The following is a 13,983-nucleotide window of genomic DNA, read 5'->3' on the forward strand; positions in this document are numbered from 1 at the left end:
AAAAACTTAAAAAAATGATAAACTTAAAAAAAATAGAAATAATTGGAGGTATTGCTTATGCCGGATATGCAACTTATTGCCCCGCTCATTGCCATTCAATTGCTTCTGATGATTATCGCCTTGGTTGACTTGATTCGACGTGATGCAGCCAGAGTCGCTGGTGGAAAAAAATGGCCGTGGGCTCTCGGCATCATCTTTATCAACACCCTGGGACCAATCGTGTATTTCTTCGTAGGCAGAAAAGACTAACCCACGACACGAAGAAAGGGTTGACATTCTTTGCGAGTAATCGAATGCGAAAGTCTCACGAAGGAATATAAAGACCATAAAGCGCTGAAGGACGTTTCCTTTACCATCGACGGCATCGGTTGCGTCGGCTTTCTCGGAGGAAACGGTGCCGGAAAAACGACCACGATCCGCATCCTTACAGGTCTGGCGGCACCGACTGCGGGAAAGGTGAAAGTGGTCGGCTACGACGTTGTCACCGAGCGCAACAAGGTCACCAGCGAAGTCGGCTATTGCCCGCAAATTCCCGCCTTTTACAACTACATGACAGCGACAGAGTGGATGCAATGGGTAGGCAAATTGTACGGGCTGGACAAGCGTACGGTGGAGGAGCGAACCGACGAACTGCTTGAGCTTTGCGGTATCAGCGAGGCGAGAAACCGCCCGATCGGCGGCTACAGCGGTGGGATGAAGCAGCGCCTGGGAATTGCCCAGGCGCTCATCCACAACCCGAAGCTGCTCGTGCTGGACGAGCCCGTCTCCGCTCTCGATCCGATGGGCAGGCATGACGTCCTGCTGCTGATCGAAAAGCTGAAACGGCACATGACTGTCTTCATGTCGACCCACATCCTCGACGACATCGAGAGGATCGCCGACCATATCATTATCATCAAGGATGGCACCGTGCTTTTGTCATCCAGTCTCGAAGAGTTGCGGGCCAGCCATGTAGAACCGATCATCGAGTTCAAGCTCGACCAGGAGGACATCGACTTGACAGATGTACTGGACGGGCTTGCGTGGATCAGGGAGTGGACCCGGGAAGGAGGCACTTACAAAGTTTTTGCGAGCGACTTGCAAACAGCCAAGGCAAACTTGCCGCACATTCTGTTGGAGTCCGGCGGGTCGCTTGCCTACTACCGTCTGTCGACATTGTCACTTCAGGATATTTTCCTAAAGGTTGTGAACGGATGACTTCCTACCCAATGATTCGAAAAGAATTTCAGGAATTGATGAAAACGTACAAAATTCTCATCGTTCCGATTGTGTTTATCGCGTTGATGATTACACAGCCGATTACGATGAAAATGCTGCCGGAAATTTTGGCCAATTCCACCGGACTGCCGAAAGGGACGGTTATCAACATTCCCACGCCGTCCGCTCCGGAAGTGCTCTCGACCGCGATCAGCAAATTCAGCTCGCTCGGCACGTTTGTGCTGATTCTCGTCGTCATGGGTACGATTGCCGGGGAAAAAGCGTCCGGGGTCGCATCCATGGTTTTTGTCAAGCCTGTCAGCCGGGCCAAGTATTATCTGGCCAAAGCCATTACCTACTACACCTTGACAATCGGAAGCATGCTGATCGGGATGGGGATCACCGCTTACTACACAGAGCTGCTTTTCGGAAAACTCGATTGGACGCATGTGTGGCTCGGTACATGGATGTACATACCGAATCTGTTGCTTGTCGTCACCACGACCCTTTGTGCCTCCAGCTTCTTTAACAACGCCGTCGGGGCCGGGGGAGCTTCACTTGTATTCAATATCGTGGTCTTTACCGTCCCCCAATTTCTCGGCAAGTTTTTGGACATGGTCTCCCCAGGCGGATTGACGAATGCGGCGATCATGATGATCCAGGAAAACTCGACACTGGCCGAAGCTGCCATTACAGGGCTGCCGGGGCTTGTGGGCGTCTTTGCGCTCAACATCGTGTTTTTCTTCATGGGCTGGTACTTCCTGGAGCGATCTGAAATCTAGGCGGGAGGCGTAGGTGTGGAACACTTTTGGCTCATCTGGCTGGTCAGTGTGCTTTGCGCCGCCTGCATCATTCCCGTTCAGTCCAGGACCATTCGCCGGCAAGTACAACGGCAAGCGGCCATGTATCCCGCTGCCAAAGTTCCGCCTGTCTCAGTCCTGGTTGCGCTCATGATGCTCCAGACCTGCATCTTTCTTGCTTTGGGGACTGCGGCAGGCTTGTGGCTGCTGCCTTCCACCGGACTTCGGCTTTGGTTCGTGGAGCACTGGTCGCAAAAAGCGACGCTGCCTTTTTCCCTTCCGGCATTTTGGGCTGTCTCCGTTGTCTCGGGAATCGTGGCAGGGGGCGTGGTCGCGCTCGTGGATCGTTCTTTTTTCCAGCAGCAAATGACTGTGAAGCGGAGGGAAGACCCGATTTCAAACCGATTCTTCGGTCTTCTCTCGTCGTTTTACGGAGGGGTTTGCGAGGAAGTGCTCATGCGACTCGGGGTGATGACCGTTGCCGTGTTTTTGGCGCAGAAGCTCGGACTGGGAGGCATTTCCTACTGGCTGGGCATCGCTGTCGCCGCCATCGCGTTCGCCTGCGCCCATCTTCCCGGGAATTACATGACATACGGAAAAAGCAGTGTCGTCACACGTTGGACGCTGCTGCTGAACGGAATGCTGGGCATCCTGTTTGGCTGTCTCTTTTGGCAATACGGCTTGGAAGCCGCCATCATCAGTCATTTTTGCGCAGACATCGTACTGCATGTGATCTTGAATAAAAACAGAAAGTAGGGAAGCATATGCTCGTTGTGACTACAGAAAACATTCCAGGCTATCGGATCGTGGAAGTGAAAGGAACAACATTCGGGTTGATCGTCCGGGCGCGCGGAATCGGGGGAGACATCATGGCTGGCCTGCGTTCCGTTGTCGGTGGGGAAATCAAGGAATACACCGTTTTGCTGGAGGATGCGCGCAAACAGGCGCTCGACCGCATGATTAAAAACGCGAACGCCATGGGGGCAAACGCTGTCGTCATGTTCCGCTTCGACTCGGGAAGCATGGGGAACATGGGCGAAGTTGTCGCCTACGGAACAGCCGTGGTCGTCGAACCGGTATAATCGATGGTCTATTTTCTGATCTACATCGCTTTTCAGGTCGTGCTCCTGGCCGTTCTGTTGATCTTGTCCAAAATCAAGGACAGGCGACTGCACGAAGACCATGGAGAAAAAGTCCCGCCCGGATTCGAGCCGACAAATGAAGTGAACATCGACCCGGTCACGCAGGAAAGGCGGCGTGTTTACTACAATCCGGCGACAGGGGACCGCTACTACCGGATTGAAAAAGAATAGCGCTGAACGCCAAAAATCCCCTTCTTCCTTGTGGAGAGGGGGATTTTTGGCTATCACAATGTTTCTCCTTGCATCGCTTCCTGTCAGGTTTGAAACGTCAAGAAAGAGTACATGCAACAGTGATTCGCATCTGTTACGAAACTTGTTTCTCCGAGATGATCGTTTCGCCGTCCTTGCCAAAAGCGGTAATGGAAAACAGCTTGCCTTGCTTGAGCGGAAGCTGTGCGTACCACAGGCGGAACGGGAACAGCTCGTTGTCGATAATCTCCGCCTGGAGTGTTTTTCCGGTCTTTTCGCTCACGACCTGGAGGCTGTCAATTTCAGGATCGAGAATGACGCCAAACAGCATCGGGAACGGGGAATCAAACGGGTTTTCTTTGCCGTTGGGAACGTATTTCGTGGAGAAGGCAGAATCATGCAGCGGGTGTTCGGATGCGAGGGGAATGCTGCCGCCGTTTCCCCACTTCCAGCCAAGAATGGTTCTCTTGGCGAATTCGGCGTCAATCATCTGGTCATCCTCGCGCACGAGGAAAAACAAAGTGCCTTTATCGGTGCTCGCTTCATGAAAAACGGTGCCGATGTCCTCCCGCATGCGTTCGATTGCCTCAAGCGCAGTGGGAGAGGAATCGTCGGTCAGAAAATAACTGAAGGTGAAAAGGGTGAGCAAACATAAAAAGAGGGCAATTCGTGTCATAGTGAACTCTCCTGTAAGTGTTTTTCCATGACAGAAAGCTGTTGCTACAGTATTATTTTACCAACAAAACATCATATAATCCATAGCTTATATATTGAATTTACTGTGAATGGATTTACGATTTCCTTTTCAGGCCAAACCGCTTTATAATAGAAAGGAATGCTTGTACGAGGGGAAGTTTTCATGGGACACGATCAAAAATCGAACAACAAATGGGTCATCATGGGCTTTGTCGGCTGTGTGCTGGCTTGTGCCATCTCCATGGTGATTTTCATTTACGTCATGAGAAGCTGACTTGCGCTGCACGCCAAAAACCGCTCCGACCTTGCGAGCGGTTTTTTTGGTTACGGCAAGCTTTTCAGCTTTTGCTCAATCTCTGCCCACGACAGTTGATGGAAGTCGGCAAAGCCGACACCTTGCAGGGCGATTGTTTTCCCTTGATAGATCGGGTACACGCCTTGCCACAATCCGGTGAGGCTGTGCAGCGAGGAACCCTTCACCTTGCGCAAAAACAAAAGGTAGTTTCCTTCTCCAAGCGGTCCCGGATACGTGAGGTTCAGCGGACTGGATGTCTCGGGGAGCGGCTCCACCCCTGTACTGAGCAAAGTCAGCAAGCGCGGCGATGCGCCCTTGAACACTTTTTTGACGTGCAAGGTTTGCGTGTAATTGACGATTTTGCCCTGGGGGATGCTTCGCCCTGTCGGATATGCTTTATGCGCGCTGTCGATCCAGCCGATGACGATGTAGTCGCTTTGCCGGACAAGCTCTTTGGCGTTTTGGACAGAGGTGATCGGTACATGAAGACGGCCGATGTTCGTTTCGGCAAAAACAGGCAGCATGACGGCGCACAGCAGGATGGTGAGGATCAGCAGTCGGTAACGCATGGATGAGTATCCCCTCGCTCTCCGTTGTCATGCCGATAGTATGGGCGATAGAGCCAGGATTCATCCTCTGTTTCCTTTTAATCGGATTAGTCGGATGGTAATATTCCGAAAAGTCCAAATAGGTGCTATCATGGGGGCGTACTGTGGAATTTGCGCAAATCGTCAAGACTAGGATAAGGAGGGTAACATGAATCAGTTGCTTGTCTTTCGACGTGTCTGTATGTGCTTTCTGCTTTTTGCGCTTGTACTGCAATTCGCGGCGTCTCCGGCATTTGCGCGGGAAGACACCGCTGTCAGAAGCGCGCTTGCCGATTCCATCGAAAAATACTTGACGGATTTGCAGCGCGACGAGAACAGCATGGGATTGTATGCGGGAATTGCCGTCTACGACCTGACGGACAATTCGTACGCGTATCGGCACAATGCCGAACGCCACTTCATTCCCGCCTCGAACATGAAGCTGCTCACCACTGTTGCTGGACTGGATACGCTTGGGCCGGACTACCAGTGGAAGACAGAGCTTTACCTGCAAGGAAAAGTCGGTCCGGACGGCGTTTTGCAGGGCGATCTGGTGTTGAAAGGCTACGGCGACCCAACCTTGACGCCAGCCGACTTGCAGCTGATGGCCAGCGCCTTGAAGCAGGCCGGAATCAAGCGGATCAGCGGCAATCTGCTGCTGGACGAGAGCTACTTTGATGATGCGCGCCTTGGCGTCGGCTGGATGTGGGATGATGAGCCGTATGGCTACAGCGCCCAACTCAGTGCGCTTTCCGTGCATAAAAATACGGTGACGCTGACCGTTACACCGGGAAAGGCTGTACATGCGCCGCCGACACTGACGATGGAGCCGGCTACTGCATACATAAAGGTAAACAACAAGGTGCAGACCGTGGCAGGCAGAGAAACCACTATCACGCTTGAGCGGCCGCGGGGAAAAAACGAGATCGTGCTGACGGGTACGATCGGGCTTGCCGCCAAGCCGTATGAGGAACACGTCACGCTGGAAGACCCGGCGCTGTTTGTCGGGGACGTCTGGAAGCAGCAACTGCTCGCACAAGGCATCGGGCTGAATCCGGGCGCAGCAGTGAAAAAGACGGTATTGCAATCCGGCGTGCCTTTTTATACCCATCTCTCCAAGCCGCTTGGCGAGGTCATCGTAGAGTTGAACAAGGAGAGCGACAACTTTTACGCCGAAATGCTGCTCAAGACGCTTGGCGCTGCGCAAAAAGGAGCGGGGAGCTTTGCAGCCGGAAGCGAAGCAGTAGCGGATGTCATGAAGCGAGCCGGCATCGAGAGCGGCTATCGCCAGGTCGACGGTTCGGGGCTGTCCCGTTTTAACCTGATTTCTCCCGAGCAGATGGTCAGGCTGTTGGCGTTTGCCCATGAGCAGAGCTACAGCGTGCAACTGGAAAAATCGTTGCCAGTGGCGGGCGTCGACGGCACATTGAAAAGCCGGATGCTGGGAACGGCCGCAGAGAAAAAGCTGATCGCCAAAACAGGCTCGATGAGCGGCGTCAACAGCCTGTCCGGCTATGTCACGGCGCAAAACGGCCATAAGCTGGCCTTTTCCATCCTGATAAACGGCATCTACAAGTCGAAGTACGCGCGCGACCTGCAAGACTACATCGGCACACTGCTCGCGACTTACCCAGAGATTGCCCCTGTGCAAGGGTATCAGCCGGAAAAGGAAAAAACATATGCGCTCTCTGCCCTGCTCGACCCGCTGTTTGAGCAGCCGCAGGCCGTGGGCGTGACCGCCGGGGTGCTCGTCAAGTCGCTGGACAAAACGGGAGACGAAGCCATTTTCTACGAAAAAAATGCAGATGCACTGTTCACGCCCGCGTCCAATCTCAAGCTGCTGACGACCGCAGCGGCGCTTATCCGGCTGGGAGAGGACTACACCTTCAAGACGGAGCTGTACGGAGATGCGCCCGTTGCCAAAAACGGTGTACAGCAGGGCAATCTGTATGTCAAAGGCTACGGCGATCCCTCCCTGCACACCGAGAACGCTCTCAAGGTGCAGGATGGCGTTTCCATCGAAAAAATTGCTGCCTGGATCAAGCAGCAAGGGATCAAGCGGATTCAGGGGAACCTGGTGCTCGACGAAAGCTACTTCGACACGCAGCGGCTCGGTCTGGGCTGGGCCTGGGATGACGAGAGCTACGATTACAATCCGACACTTGGCGCACTGGCCGTAAATCGCGGAACGGTCATGGTCGAGTACAAGCCTGCCGCGAAAGCCGGGGAGTCCGTTTCGTTCAACCTGCTGCCGAAAACCACATATGTGCAGATTGTCAACGAGTCGGAAACGGTAGAGGCTGGGCAGGAAAATACGTTTGCCATTGTGCGCGACCGCGGGACGAATACAATTCGCCTGACCGGAAACCTCCCGCTGGACCATCCCGGAGGCTACGAGCGTGTCCCTGTGGAAGAGCCAGCCAAGTACGTCGGAACAATCCTGAAAGAAGCGCTGGAGAGCGAGGGCGTCCAATTCGCCCCGGGGAGTCAATTGCTCGTCCAGCCTGTGCCCGCTACGGCGGTCAAGTGGAAGGAATTTGCATCGGAGCCGCTTGCCGAGATCGTTCCGTACGTGAACAAGAAAAGCGATAACTTTTACGCCGAAATGCTGTTAAAAACGTTGGGCGCCGTGGAAAAAGGCGAAGGCAGTGCAGCGGCAGGAGCGCAGGTCGTCCAGGAAGCCGTAGCTGCGCTGGGCGGCAAGACGAATTTTGACATGGTGGACGGCTCCGGTCTGACGCGCTACAACCTCATCTCGGTGCGCCACATCGCGGCTGTGCTGGAGGGCATGGCGAAGCAGCCGACTTTTTCAACGTACGAGGCGTCACTGCCTGTTGCAGGCGTGGACGGTACGCTGAAAAATCGCCTGGCGAAAACGGCCGCCGCTTCCCGCCTGCACGCCAAGACCGGGTCGATGACCGGAGTGAACAGCCTGTCTGGCTATCTCACGACGGAACGCGGTGAAAAGCTGGTCGTCTCGATCATCTTCAATGGCTTCGTCGAGGACGAGGACTTTTTTGTCAAGCTTCAGGATCAGATCGTTTCCCTGATCGCGACATACGAATAAGCAGCCAGTTACAAAAAGGGAGTTCTTTTTGCCGCAAAAGCAAAAGGGCTCCTCTTTTTTTGTTTGTCCCTGTGTCTGTGACTGCACTCCGTGGCTAACGGGTCAATGCCTGTGACGGTCGCTCAGAGGGCGACATATTTATATCCAGATGCAGAGCGAAAAGACGAAACGAAAAGTTCGGGGAGGGGGAAGCCAGGTTGAACCCTACACGCTTTCATTGGAAAGGGTTGGAGCAGGTCGCAGCACAAGTGCTTTCTTGCGCGGGTGCCCGAAGAGAAGACGCGCAGCTTGTGGCCCAGTCGCTCGTCCATGCGGATTTGCGCGGAGTCGAATCCCACGGATTGTCGCGGCTGCCGATCTACGTGCAGCGGATCGAGGCGGGCTTGATCGAGCTGTCGCTGCGGCCAGCGCTCATCGTTCGGCAAGGCGCGACCGCTCTTATCGACGGCAAAAATCAGTTCGGGGCTGTCGTCGGAGTAGCGGCCCTGGACGAGGCAAAGCAACTCGCTCGCCAAAACGGCATCGGATTTGTCGGGGTGCGGCACTCCAACCACTTTGGCTCCTGCTCGTACTACGCGGAGCAGGCCGTCGCGGAGGGGTTGATTTTACTCGTCTTGTCAAATGCCCCTGCTTCGATGGCGCCAACAGGAGGAATCGAGCCGTTTTTCGGTACGAATCCCATCGCGGTCGGCATTCCTGCCGGGGAAGAGCCGCCGTTTTTGCTGGACATGGCTACGAGCGTAGCTGCGCGGGGAAAAATTGCGCTGGCAGCGAAACAAGGAACACCGATCCCCGGCGATTGGGCGATTGACGCCGACGGCTTGCCCACTCGTGATCCGACGAAAGCCTTGCTCGGCTCGCTATTGCCGATCGGGGGAGCGAAAGGCTACGGACTTGCCATGTTCATTGATATTTTTTGCGGGCTGCTCACGGGCGCGGCAGTTGGCCCCGGCGTAAAAAGCTTGTACGGCAACTGGCAACACCCGCAAGACATCGGACACGTCTTTTTGTGTATAGACGTGCAGCGTTTTTTGCCGCTCGAAACATTCAGGAAAAGCATGGATGAATACATTCGCCAAATCAAAAGCGTCCCGACCGCTTGCGGTGTAGCGGAAATCTTGATTCCGGGAGAGATTGAGCAACGGACGATGACAGCCCGCAAGAAGGACGGCATTCCTTTGCCGCAAACGGTAGTGGAGGAGCTGACCAAGCTATGCTCCGCCTACGGAACCGATCTGTCACAGGCCGTCTGTACGGCATAAGCGACACCTTGGGCTGTCCGCGGTTTCCCGGACATTCTTTCGCACATAGACTGCTGGTAGCGGTTTGAAAAGGAGGCAATATCCGATGCAACGCCACATGTGCAAGGGCAAAATCCACAGGGCGACGGTGACGCAGGCCGAGCTGGACTACGTCGGAAGCATTACGATTGATCTTGCCCTGATGAAAGCAGCCAATATCAAGCCCTACGAGATTGTGCAAATTACCAGCCTGCGCAATGCGACGCGCTGGAAAACATACGCCCTCCCGGCAGCGGAAGGAAGCGGGAAAATTTGTCTGAACGGTCCGCCTGCCCATCTGTTTTCCCCAGGTGATTTGGTCATTATTTTAAGCATGGGCATGTACGACGAGAGCGAATGCGACCGATTGGTGCCCAAGGTCGTGTTTGTGGATGAGCACAATCGCATTACCAAAATCGAAGAGCATCATCTCATTACGAATGGGGAGACACTGCCATAAAAGCGCCAAACGTAGGGAAATGGGGCAAGCATCAGCACATGGTCAAGGATGAGCTGCTGCGGGAGCACCTGCCCAAAACCCGGTTGTTTTCTCCAGAAACGCTGTGGGAGTATGCGGAAAGCTACAAACGCGTGATCCTCAAGCCGTCAGGAGGCGGCGGCGGAGCAGGAATTATCCAGCTGACCGACTTGGGGGAAGATCGCTATCTCGTCCATAGCGGTGTTGTGCGGCGGACGATCGAAGGCAAGGAAAAAACCGTGCAATACGTTCGATCGTTGTTTCGTCCCAAAATATACCTGCTCCAGCCGCGTATTCCGCTCGGTAGAATCAACGGAAAGCCTTTTGACGTGCGCGTCATGCTGCAGCGCCGCGGCAAAGGCGCGCCCTGGCTCATAACGGGCTGGGTAGCTAAGCTTGCTGGACCAGGCTATGTCGTCACGAACGTGGCGCGCAGCAGGGGAAAAGTGCTGCCGCTGCGCACGGCCATTCGCCAATCCAACGTCGCGGCTGGACCAGGCTTGCTGCGCGAGATTAGAAGCATATCGCTCGCGGTAGGCCGCTGCCTGGGCAAGGCGTACCCGACGCTTAGGGAGATCGGCTTGGACATGGGAATCGACATTCACGGGAAGCCGTGGATTATCGAAGCGAATTTTCGCCCATCGCTGTCCTTGTTTCAAAAGCTTCCGGACCAGACTTTTTACAGACGCATCCTGTCCATGCGAAAAGGATGAGCGGATAACCACTTGTCGTGCGCTCTTGCCAAAAGCGACAGGTGGTTATCCTATCCCTTTTTTGTCTGGACAAGCAAATCTCCCGTTTTACATTCGCCTGTGCAAGCTGTCGCAATGCACTTGCTATTGCGAAAAAAAGAGAAGCTCTGGCATGTTCGTACAAAAGTTGGTAGAATGCCTCTCATTATGAAGGGAGGTTGGATGTTCGAACATGTCATCAATGTCTAAAAAAGAATGGATGCTCATCAGCTTCATGCTCTTTTCCATGTTTTTTGGAGCAGGCAACCTGATTTTTCCGCCTTTTCTCGGACAGGAGGCAGGCTCGCTTGTGTGGTCTTCGTTGCTCGGCTTTGTATTGTCGGCCGTCGGCTTGCCCATCCTTGGAGTAGTGGCGGTTGCCAAAGCTGGCAGTTTTCACAGCCTGGCGAGTCGGGTCCACCCGGCGTTTGCTCTTATTTTTCCGTTTTTGATTTACGTCTCGATTGGACCAGCACTCGCGATTCCGCGTGCCGGCAGTCTTGCCTTCGAGATGGGGATGGCTCCGTTTTTGTCGGAACAGCTGGCTGCCTCCAAAATCAGCCTGTTCGTGTACACGGTCGTCTTTTTTCTGATCGTCTTCTGGCTGAGCCTGTCTCCTTCCAAGTTGGTTGATCGCTTCGGAAAGCTGCTGACACCTGCTTTGCTTGCATTGATCGCCCTGATTTTTGTGAAAAGTCTGGTGACGCCGCTTGGTCCGATGGGATCACCAACGGGAAGATACGAAACGAATCCGGTAGTGCAAGGGTTTTTGGACGGGTATTTGACGATGGATGCGCTGGCTGCCCTTGTGTTTGGCATCGTCATCGCCAATACGCTGCGCGCCAAAGGGATTACCGACACGAAGAAGCTGTCGTCGAGCATGATTCGCGCCGGGATTGGAGCAGGGCTGTTGCTGACGGCGATCTACGTCATTTTGGGGGTCATGGGGGCTTCCGCCGCTTCGCTGGGCAAAGCGGAAAACGGCGCTCAGTTGCTCGCGACCATGATGAATCAACTGTTCGGCCCGAGCGGAACATTGATTCTCGGCGTTATTTTTACCGTCGCTTGCCTGTGTGTGTCGATTGGTCTCGTAACCTCGTGCAGCCAATATTTTCACGGGCTGTTCGGCGGCTTGTCGTACAAAGGATGGGTAACTGTCCTCAGCGTCCTGAGCATGATCGTGGCGAACATGGGGCTGACGCAAATTTTGACCGTATCCGTACCTGTTCTGGGCGCGATTTACCCGGTTGCGATCATGCTCATTTTGCTGGCACTTGCAGAACGGTTCATACCGGCTACTTCGCTGGTTTACATTACAGCCGTGGGGGTCGTCGCTCTGTTTGGACTCGCCGATCTGGTCAATGTTTTGTTCCTCGACCGAAAGTGGGATGACATGCTCACTGCCTTGCCGTTTTACAAGGAGGGCGCTGGCTGGCTCCTGCCTGCCATGATCGCGGTCATGATCGGCCTGGTCTTGGATTTGATGAAAAAAGCGTTGCGTGTACGCGGGAAAAGAGCTTCCCAACCCGAATAGCATAGGAGGCTATCCTTGTCGTGCTTGTGCTGACGACGTACCAAAACGTCCGGTTGATCCGGGCGTTTTTTCTTTTTTTCGCGCGAACGGCTTTGACCAGATGTCTGCAACCACACAGGATAAAAGTGGTATGAATGGGGCAAAATTCCCTTATGCCAGTTCAAAGCCTGGTCAAGACCGGCTGCTAAGAAGTCAGGAGGTGGGGATGTGAACCGGAACGCGCGAAAATGGTGGAGAGCGCACAAACAAAGAGTACAGCAGCAGGCGGTGCCTTCCCATACGCCTTTGCACAAGGAGCTTGCCGAAAACGAACAGCAACTGCGCGCTCTTTATGACAACTGCTCGGATGTGGTTTTTCGCTCTTTTCGCATCGGCGGATCGACGCGGGCGCTTGTGGTCTACATTGATGGCTTGACGAACACAGAGGAGCTGGAGCGCAACGTCCTGTCCGTGCTGATGAAGACGAAGATGCCGAAGGATTCCGCGATTGGCAAACTGCTGGACAACGTTGTGTCTGTGTCGCAAACAAACGAGCTGGCTACCTTCGAGGACTGTCTGGAATCTGTCGCAAACGGCTTTCCGACCCTGTTGATCGATCAGCAGGAGTGCGCTCTTTCCTTTGGCCTGGCGAAATGGGAAAAAAGGCCGGTCGAAGAGCCGATGGCCGAAGGAGTCGTCCGCGGCCCGCGCGAGGGGTTTACCGAATCGATTCAGGTCAATATGGCGCTGATTCGGCGGATCATCAAGACACCGGCATTGAAAATGGAGCAGATGCAGATTGGCGGGTACACGAAAACAAAGGTCGTGCTTGCGTATATTGACGGGATCGTGGACATGGATTTGGTCACAGAAGCCCGAGCGAGGTTAAACCGGATCGACATCGACGGTGTGCTGGAGAGCGGGTATATCGAGGAGCTGATCGAGGACCATCCTGCCTCGCCATTTCCGCAAATTTTGTCCACAGAGCGTCCGGATGTCACGTGCGGCAACCTGCTGGAAGGGAGGATTGCGATCATCGTGGACGGCACGCCGTTTGTGATGATTGCTCCGGCGACGCTGTTTTCCCTGCTGCAATCCAGCGAAGACTACTACCAGCGCTCCATTGTCAGTTCTGCGATTCGCTGGCTCCGCTTTCTGTTCACGGGAATTTCCTTTTTGCTGCCTTCACTCTACGTTGCCCTGATTACGTTTCACCAGGAAATGGTGCCCACGTCTCTTTTAATCAGCATGGCGGCGTCTCGCGAGGCTGTGCCTTTCCCCGCCCTGGTCGAAGCGCTATTGATGGAGGTTACGTTTGAAGCGCTGCGGGAAGCAGGTGTCCGGCTGCCCAAGCAGATCGGTGCCGCGATCAGTATCGTGGGGGCGCTCGTCATCGGTCAGGCTTCCGTACAGGCAGGGCTGGTTTCCGCGCCGATGGTCATTGTCGTCGCCATTACCGGGATCGCTTCCTTTATGATCCCGCACTACATTGCAGGTCTTGCGATTCGGCTGCTGCGTATTCCCATGATGTTTCTTGCGGGTTCGCTCGGTTTGCTGGGAATTATGCTCGGCATCATCGTCACCGTCATTCATTTAAGTACGATTCGCTCTTTGGGGGTTCCTTACTTGACGCCGATCGGGCCGATGAAGTTCGCGGAGTGGAAAGACACTCTCGTTCGCGCACCGTGGTGGATGATGAACGCACGACCGCATCTGACTGGCGATTATCAAAAAATAAGGCAAGGGGCCAATCAGAAGCCAGGTCCGGAAAAAGGGGGAGATCCTGCTTGAAATGGGTCCAGATTGTCGCGATGAGCGTCTTAGCCTGTATCCTGTTCGCGCTGGAATGGCCGCGTCTTTCGCGCTTGCCAAAGCGGGACAAGGCGGCCTTCATTACGCTATTGTTCGTGGCCTGGGTTTTGTCCATGCTGGATTTGCCGAATCTGCCGGGGCCGACAACCTTTATCAATGCGCTTTTCAGGCCATTGGGTCAATATCTGGAGTGAAA

General features: G+C 54.4%; 15 protein-coding genes. 13 read left to right on the forward strand and 2 right to left on the reverse strand.

Going from position 1 to position 13,983, the window contains the following annotated elements:
* Positions 1-57 precede the first annotated feature (57 nt).
* The 6 genes from EDM57_RS05495 to EDM57_RS05520 are packed head-to-tail and all read left to right on the forward strand — an operon-like array spanning position 58 to position 3,310.
* Positions 58-249: a PLD nuclease N-terminal domain-containing protein gene (locus EDM57_RS05495; protein ID WP_122903769.1), complete on the forward strand. Its 192-nt coding sequence runs from the start codon at positions 58-60 to the stop codon at positions 247-249.
* Positions 250-279: 30 nt separating this feature from the next.
* Positions 280-1,197 (forward strand): ABC transporter ATP-binding protein, encoded by a 918-nt coding sequence (locus EDM57_RS05500; protein ID WP_122903770.1) that lies wholly within the window; start codon positions 280-282, stop codon positions 1,195-1,197.
* Complete coding sequence (locus EDM57_RS05505) at positions 1,194-1,979, forward strand: ABC transporter permease (protein ID WP_122903771.1); 786 nt, start codon at positions 1,194-1,196, stop codon at positions 1,977-1,979. Before EDM57_RS05500 ends, EDM57_RS05505 begins: the two co-directional genes overlap by 4 nt.
* 15 nt (positions 1,980-1,994) lie before the next feature.
* Entirely contained in the window at positions 1,995-2,753 is a 759-nt protein-coding gene (locus tag EDM57_RS05510; RefSeq protein ID WP_122903772.1) for a CPBP family glutamic-type intramembrane protease, read from the forward strand.
* An 8-nt stretch (positions 2,754-2,761) separates the two neighbouring features.
* Positions 2,762-3,079 (forward strand): heavy metal-binding domain-containing protein, encoded by a 318-nt coding sequence (locus EDM57_RS05515; protein ID WP_122903773.1) that lies wholly within the window; start codon positions 2,762-2,764, stop codon positions 3,077-3,079.
* 3 nt (positions 3,080-3,082) lie between these two features.
* On the forward strand, positions 3,083-3,310 hold the full coding sequence (locus EDM57_RS05520; protein WP_122903774.1) for a hypothetical protein: 228 nt from the start codon (positions 3,083-3,085) through the stop codon (positions 3,308-3,310).
* Between the two features lie 133 nt (positions 3,311-3,443).
* Here the strand turns inward: EDM57_RS05520 and EDM57_RS05525 are convergent, their stop codons facing one another.
* Positions 3,444-4,004: a hypothetical protein gene (locus tag EDM57_RS05525; protein ID WP_122903775.1), complete on the reverse strand. Its 561-nt coding sequence runs from the start codon at positions 4,002-4,004 to the stop codon at positions 3,444-3,446.
* Between the two features lie 344 nt (positions 4,005-4,348).
* Positions 4,349-4,888: a hypothetical protein gene (locus EDM57_RS05530; protein ID WP_122903776.1), complete on the reverse strand. Its 540-nt coding sequence runs from the start codon at positions 4,886-4,888 to the stop codon at positions 4,349-4,351.
* 187 nt (positions 4,889-5,075) lie between these two features.
* Here EDM57_RS05530 and dacB point away from each other — a divergent pair, with 187 nt between their 5' ends.
* The 7 genes from dacB to EDM57_RS05565 all read left to right on the forward strand — a co-directional run bounded on the left by dacB (position 5,076) and on the right by EDM57_RS05565 (position 13,981).
* A complete protein-coding gene (gene dacB / locus EDM57_RS05535) occupies positions 5,076-7,973 on the forward strand; it encodes a D-alanyl-D-alanine carboxypeptidase/D-alanyl-D-alanine endopeptidase (protein WP_122903777.1) in 2,898 nt (965 codons plus the stop codon).
* Positions 7,974-8,170: 197 nt separating this feature from the next.
* The gene (locus EDM57_RS05540) at positions 8,171-9,235 is read left to right on the forward strand and encodes an Ldh family oxidoreductase (RefSeq protein ID WP_122903778.1); all 1,065 of its coding nucleotides are present in this window, start codon (positions 8,171-8,173) and stop codon (positions 9,233-9,235) included.
* An 85-nt stretch (positions 9,236-9,320) separates the two neighbouring features.
* Complete coding sequence (gene panD, locus EDM57_RS05545) at positions 9,321-9,713, forward strand: aspartate 1-decarboxylase (RefSeq protein WP_122903779.1); 393 nt, start codon at positions 9,321-9,323, stop codon at positions 9,711-9,713.
* Positions 9,710-10,444, forward strand: coding sequence for a YheC/YheD family protein (locus tag EDM57_RS05550; protein ID WP_281274224.1), 735 nt, complete (start codon positions 9,710-9,712; stop codon positions 10,442-10,444). Before panD ends, EDM57_RS05550 begins: the two co-directional genes overlap by 4 nt.
* 211 nt (positions 10,445-10,655) lie before the next feature.
* Positions 10,656-11,996 (forward strand): branched-chain amino acid transport system II carrier protein, encoded by a 1,341-nt coding sequence (gene brnQ, locus EDM57_RS05555; RefSeq protein ID WP_122903781.1) that lies wholly within the window; start codon positions 10,656-10,658, stop codon positions 11,994-11,996.
* Positions 11,997-12,203: 207 nt separating this feature from the next.
* On the forward strand, positions 12,204-13,766 hold the full coding sequence (locus tag EDM57_RS05560) for a spore germination protein (protein WP_122903782.1): 1,563 nt from the start codon (positions 12,204-12,206) through the stop codon (positions 13,764-13,766).
* Positions 13,763-13,981: a hypothetical protein gene (locus EDM57_RS05565; RefSeq protein WP_122903783.1), complete on the forward strand. Its 219-nt coding sequence runs from the start codon at positions 13,763-13,765 to the stop codon at positions 13,979-13,981. The genes EDM57_RS05560 and EDM57_RS05565 overlap by 4 nt, the downstream gene beginning before the upstream one ends.
* Positions 13,982-13,983: the final 2 nt, after the last annotated feature.

It is taken from the genome of Brevibacillus gelatini (genome assembly GCF_003710935.1).
GTDB lineage: Bacteria > Bacillota > Bacilli > Brevibacillales > Brevibacillaceae > Brevibacillus > Brevibacillus gelatini.

Bases quoted from the DNA above. Each gene is read 5' to 3' on its own strand.
- EDM57_RS05495 (WP_122903769.1), top strand. From the start codon at position 58: ATGCCGGATATGCAACTTATTGCCCCGCTCATTGCCATTCAATTGCTT.
- EDM57_RS05505 (WP_122903771.1), top strand. From the start codon at position 1,194: ATGACTTCCTACCCAATGATTCGAAAAGAATTTCAGGAATTGATGAAA.
- EDM57_RS05515 (WP_122903773.1), top strand. From the start codon at position 2,762: ATGCTCGTTGTGACTACAGAAAACATTCCAGGCTATCGGATCGTGGAA.
- EDM57_RS05520 (WP_122903774.1), top strand. From the start codon at position 3,083: ATGGTCTATTTTCTGATCTACATCGCTTTTCAGGTCGTGCTCCTGGCC.
- EDM57_RS05525 (WP_122903775.1), bottom strand. From the start codon at position 4,004: ATGACACGAATTGCCCTCTTTTTATGTTTGCTCACCCTTTTCACCTTC.
- EDM57_RS05530 (WP_122903776.1), bottom strand. From the start codon at position 4,888: ATGCGTTACCGACTGCTGATCCTCACCATCCTGCTGTGCGCCGTCATG.
- dacB (WP_122903777.1), top strand. From the start codon at position 5,076: ATGAATCAGTTGCTTGTCTTTCGACGTGTCTGTATGTGCTTTCTGCTT.
- panD (WP_122903779.1), top strand. From the start codon at position 9,321: ATGCAACGCCACATGTGCAAGGGCAAAATCCACAGGGCGACGGTGACG.
- brnQ (WP_122903781.1), top strand. From the start codon at position 10,656: ATGTCATCAATGTCTAAAAAAGAATGGATGCTCATCAGCTTCATGCTC.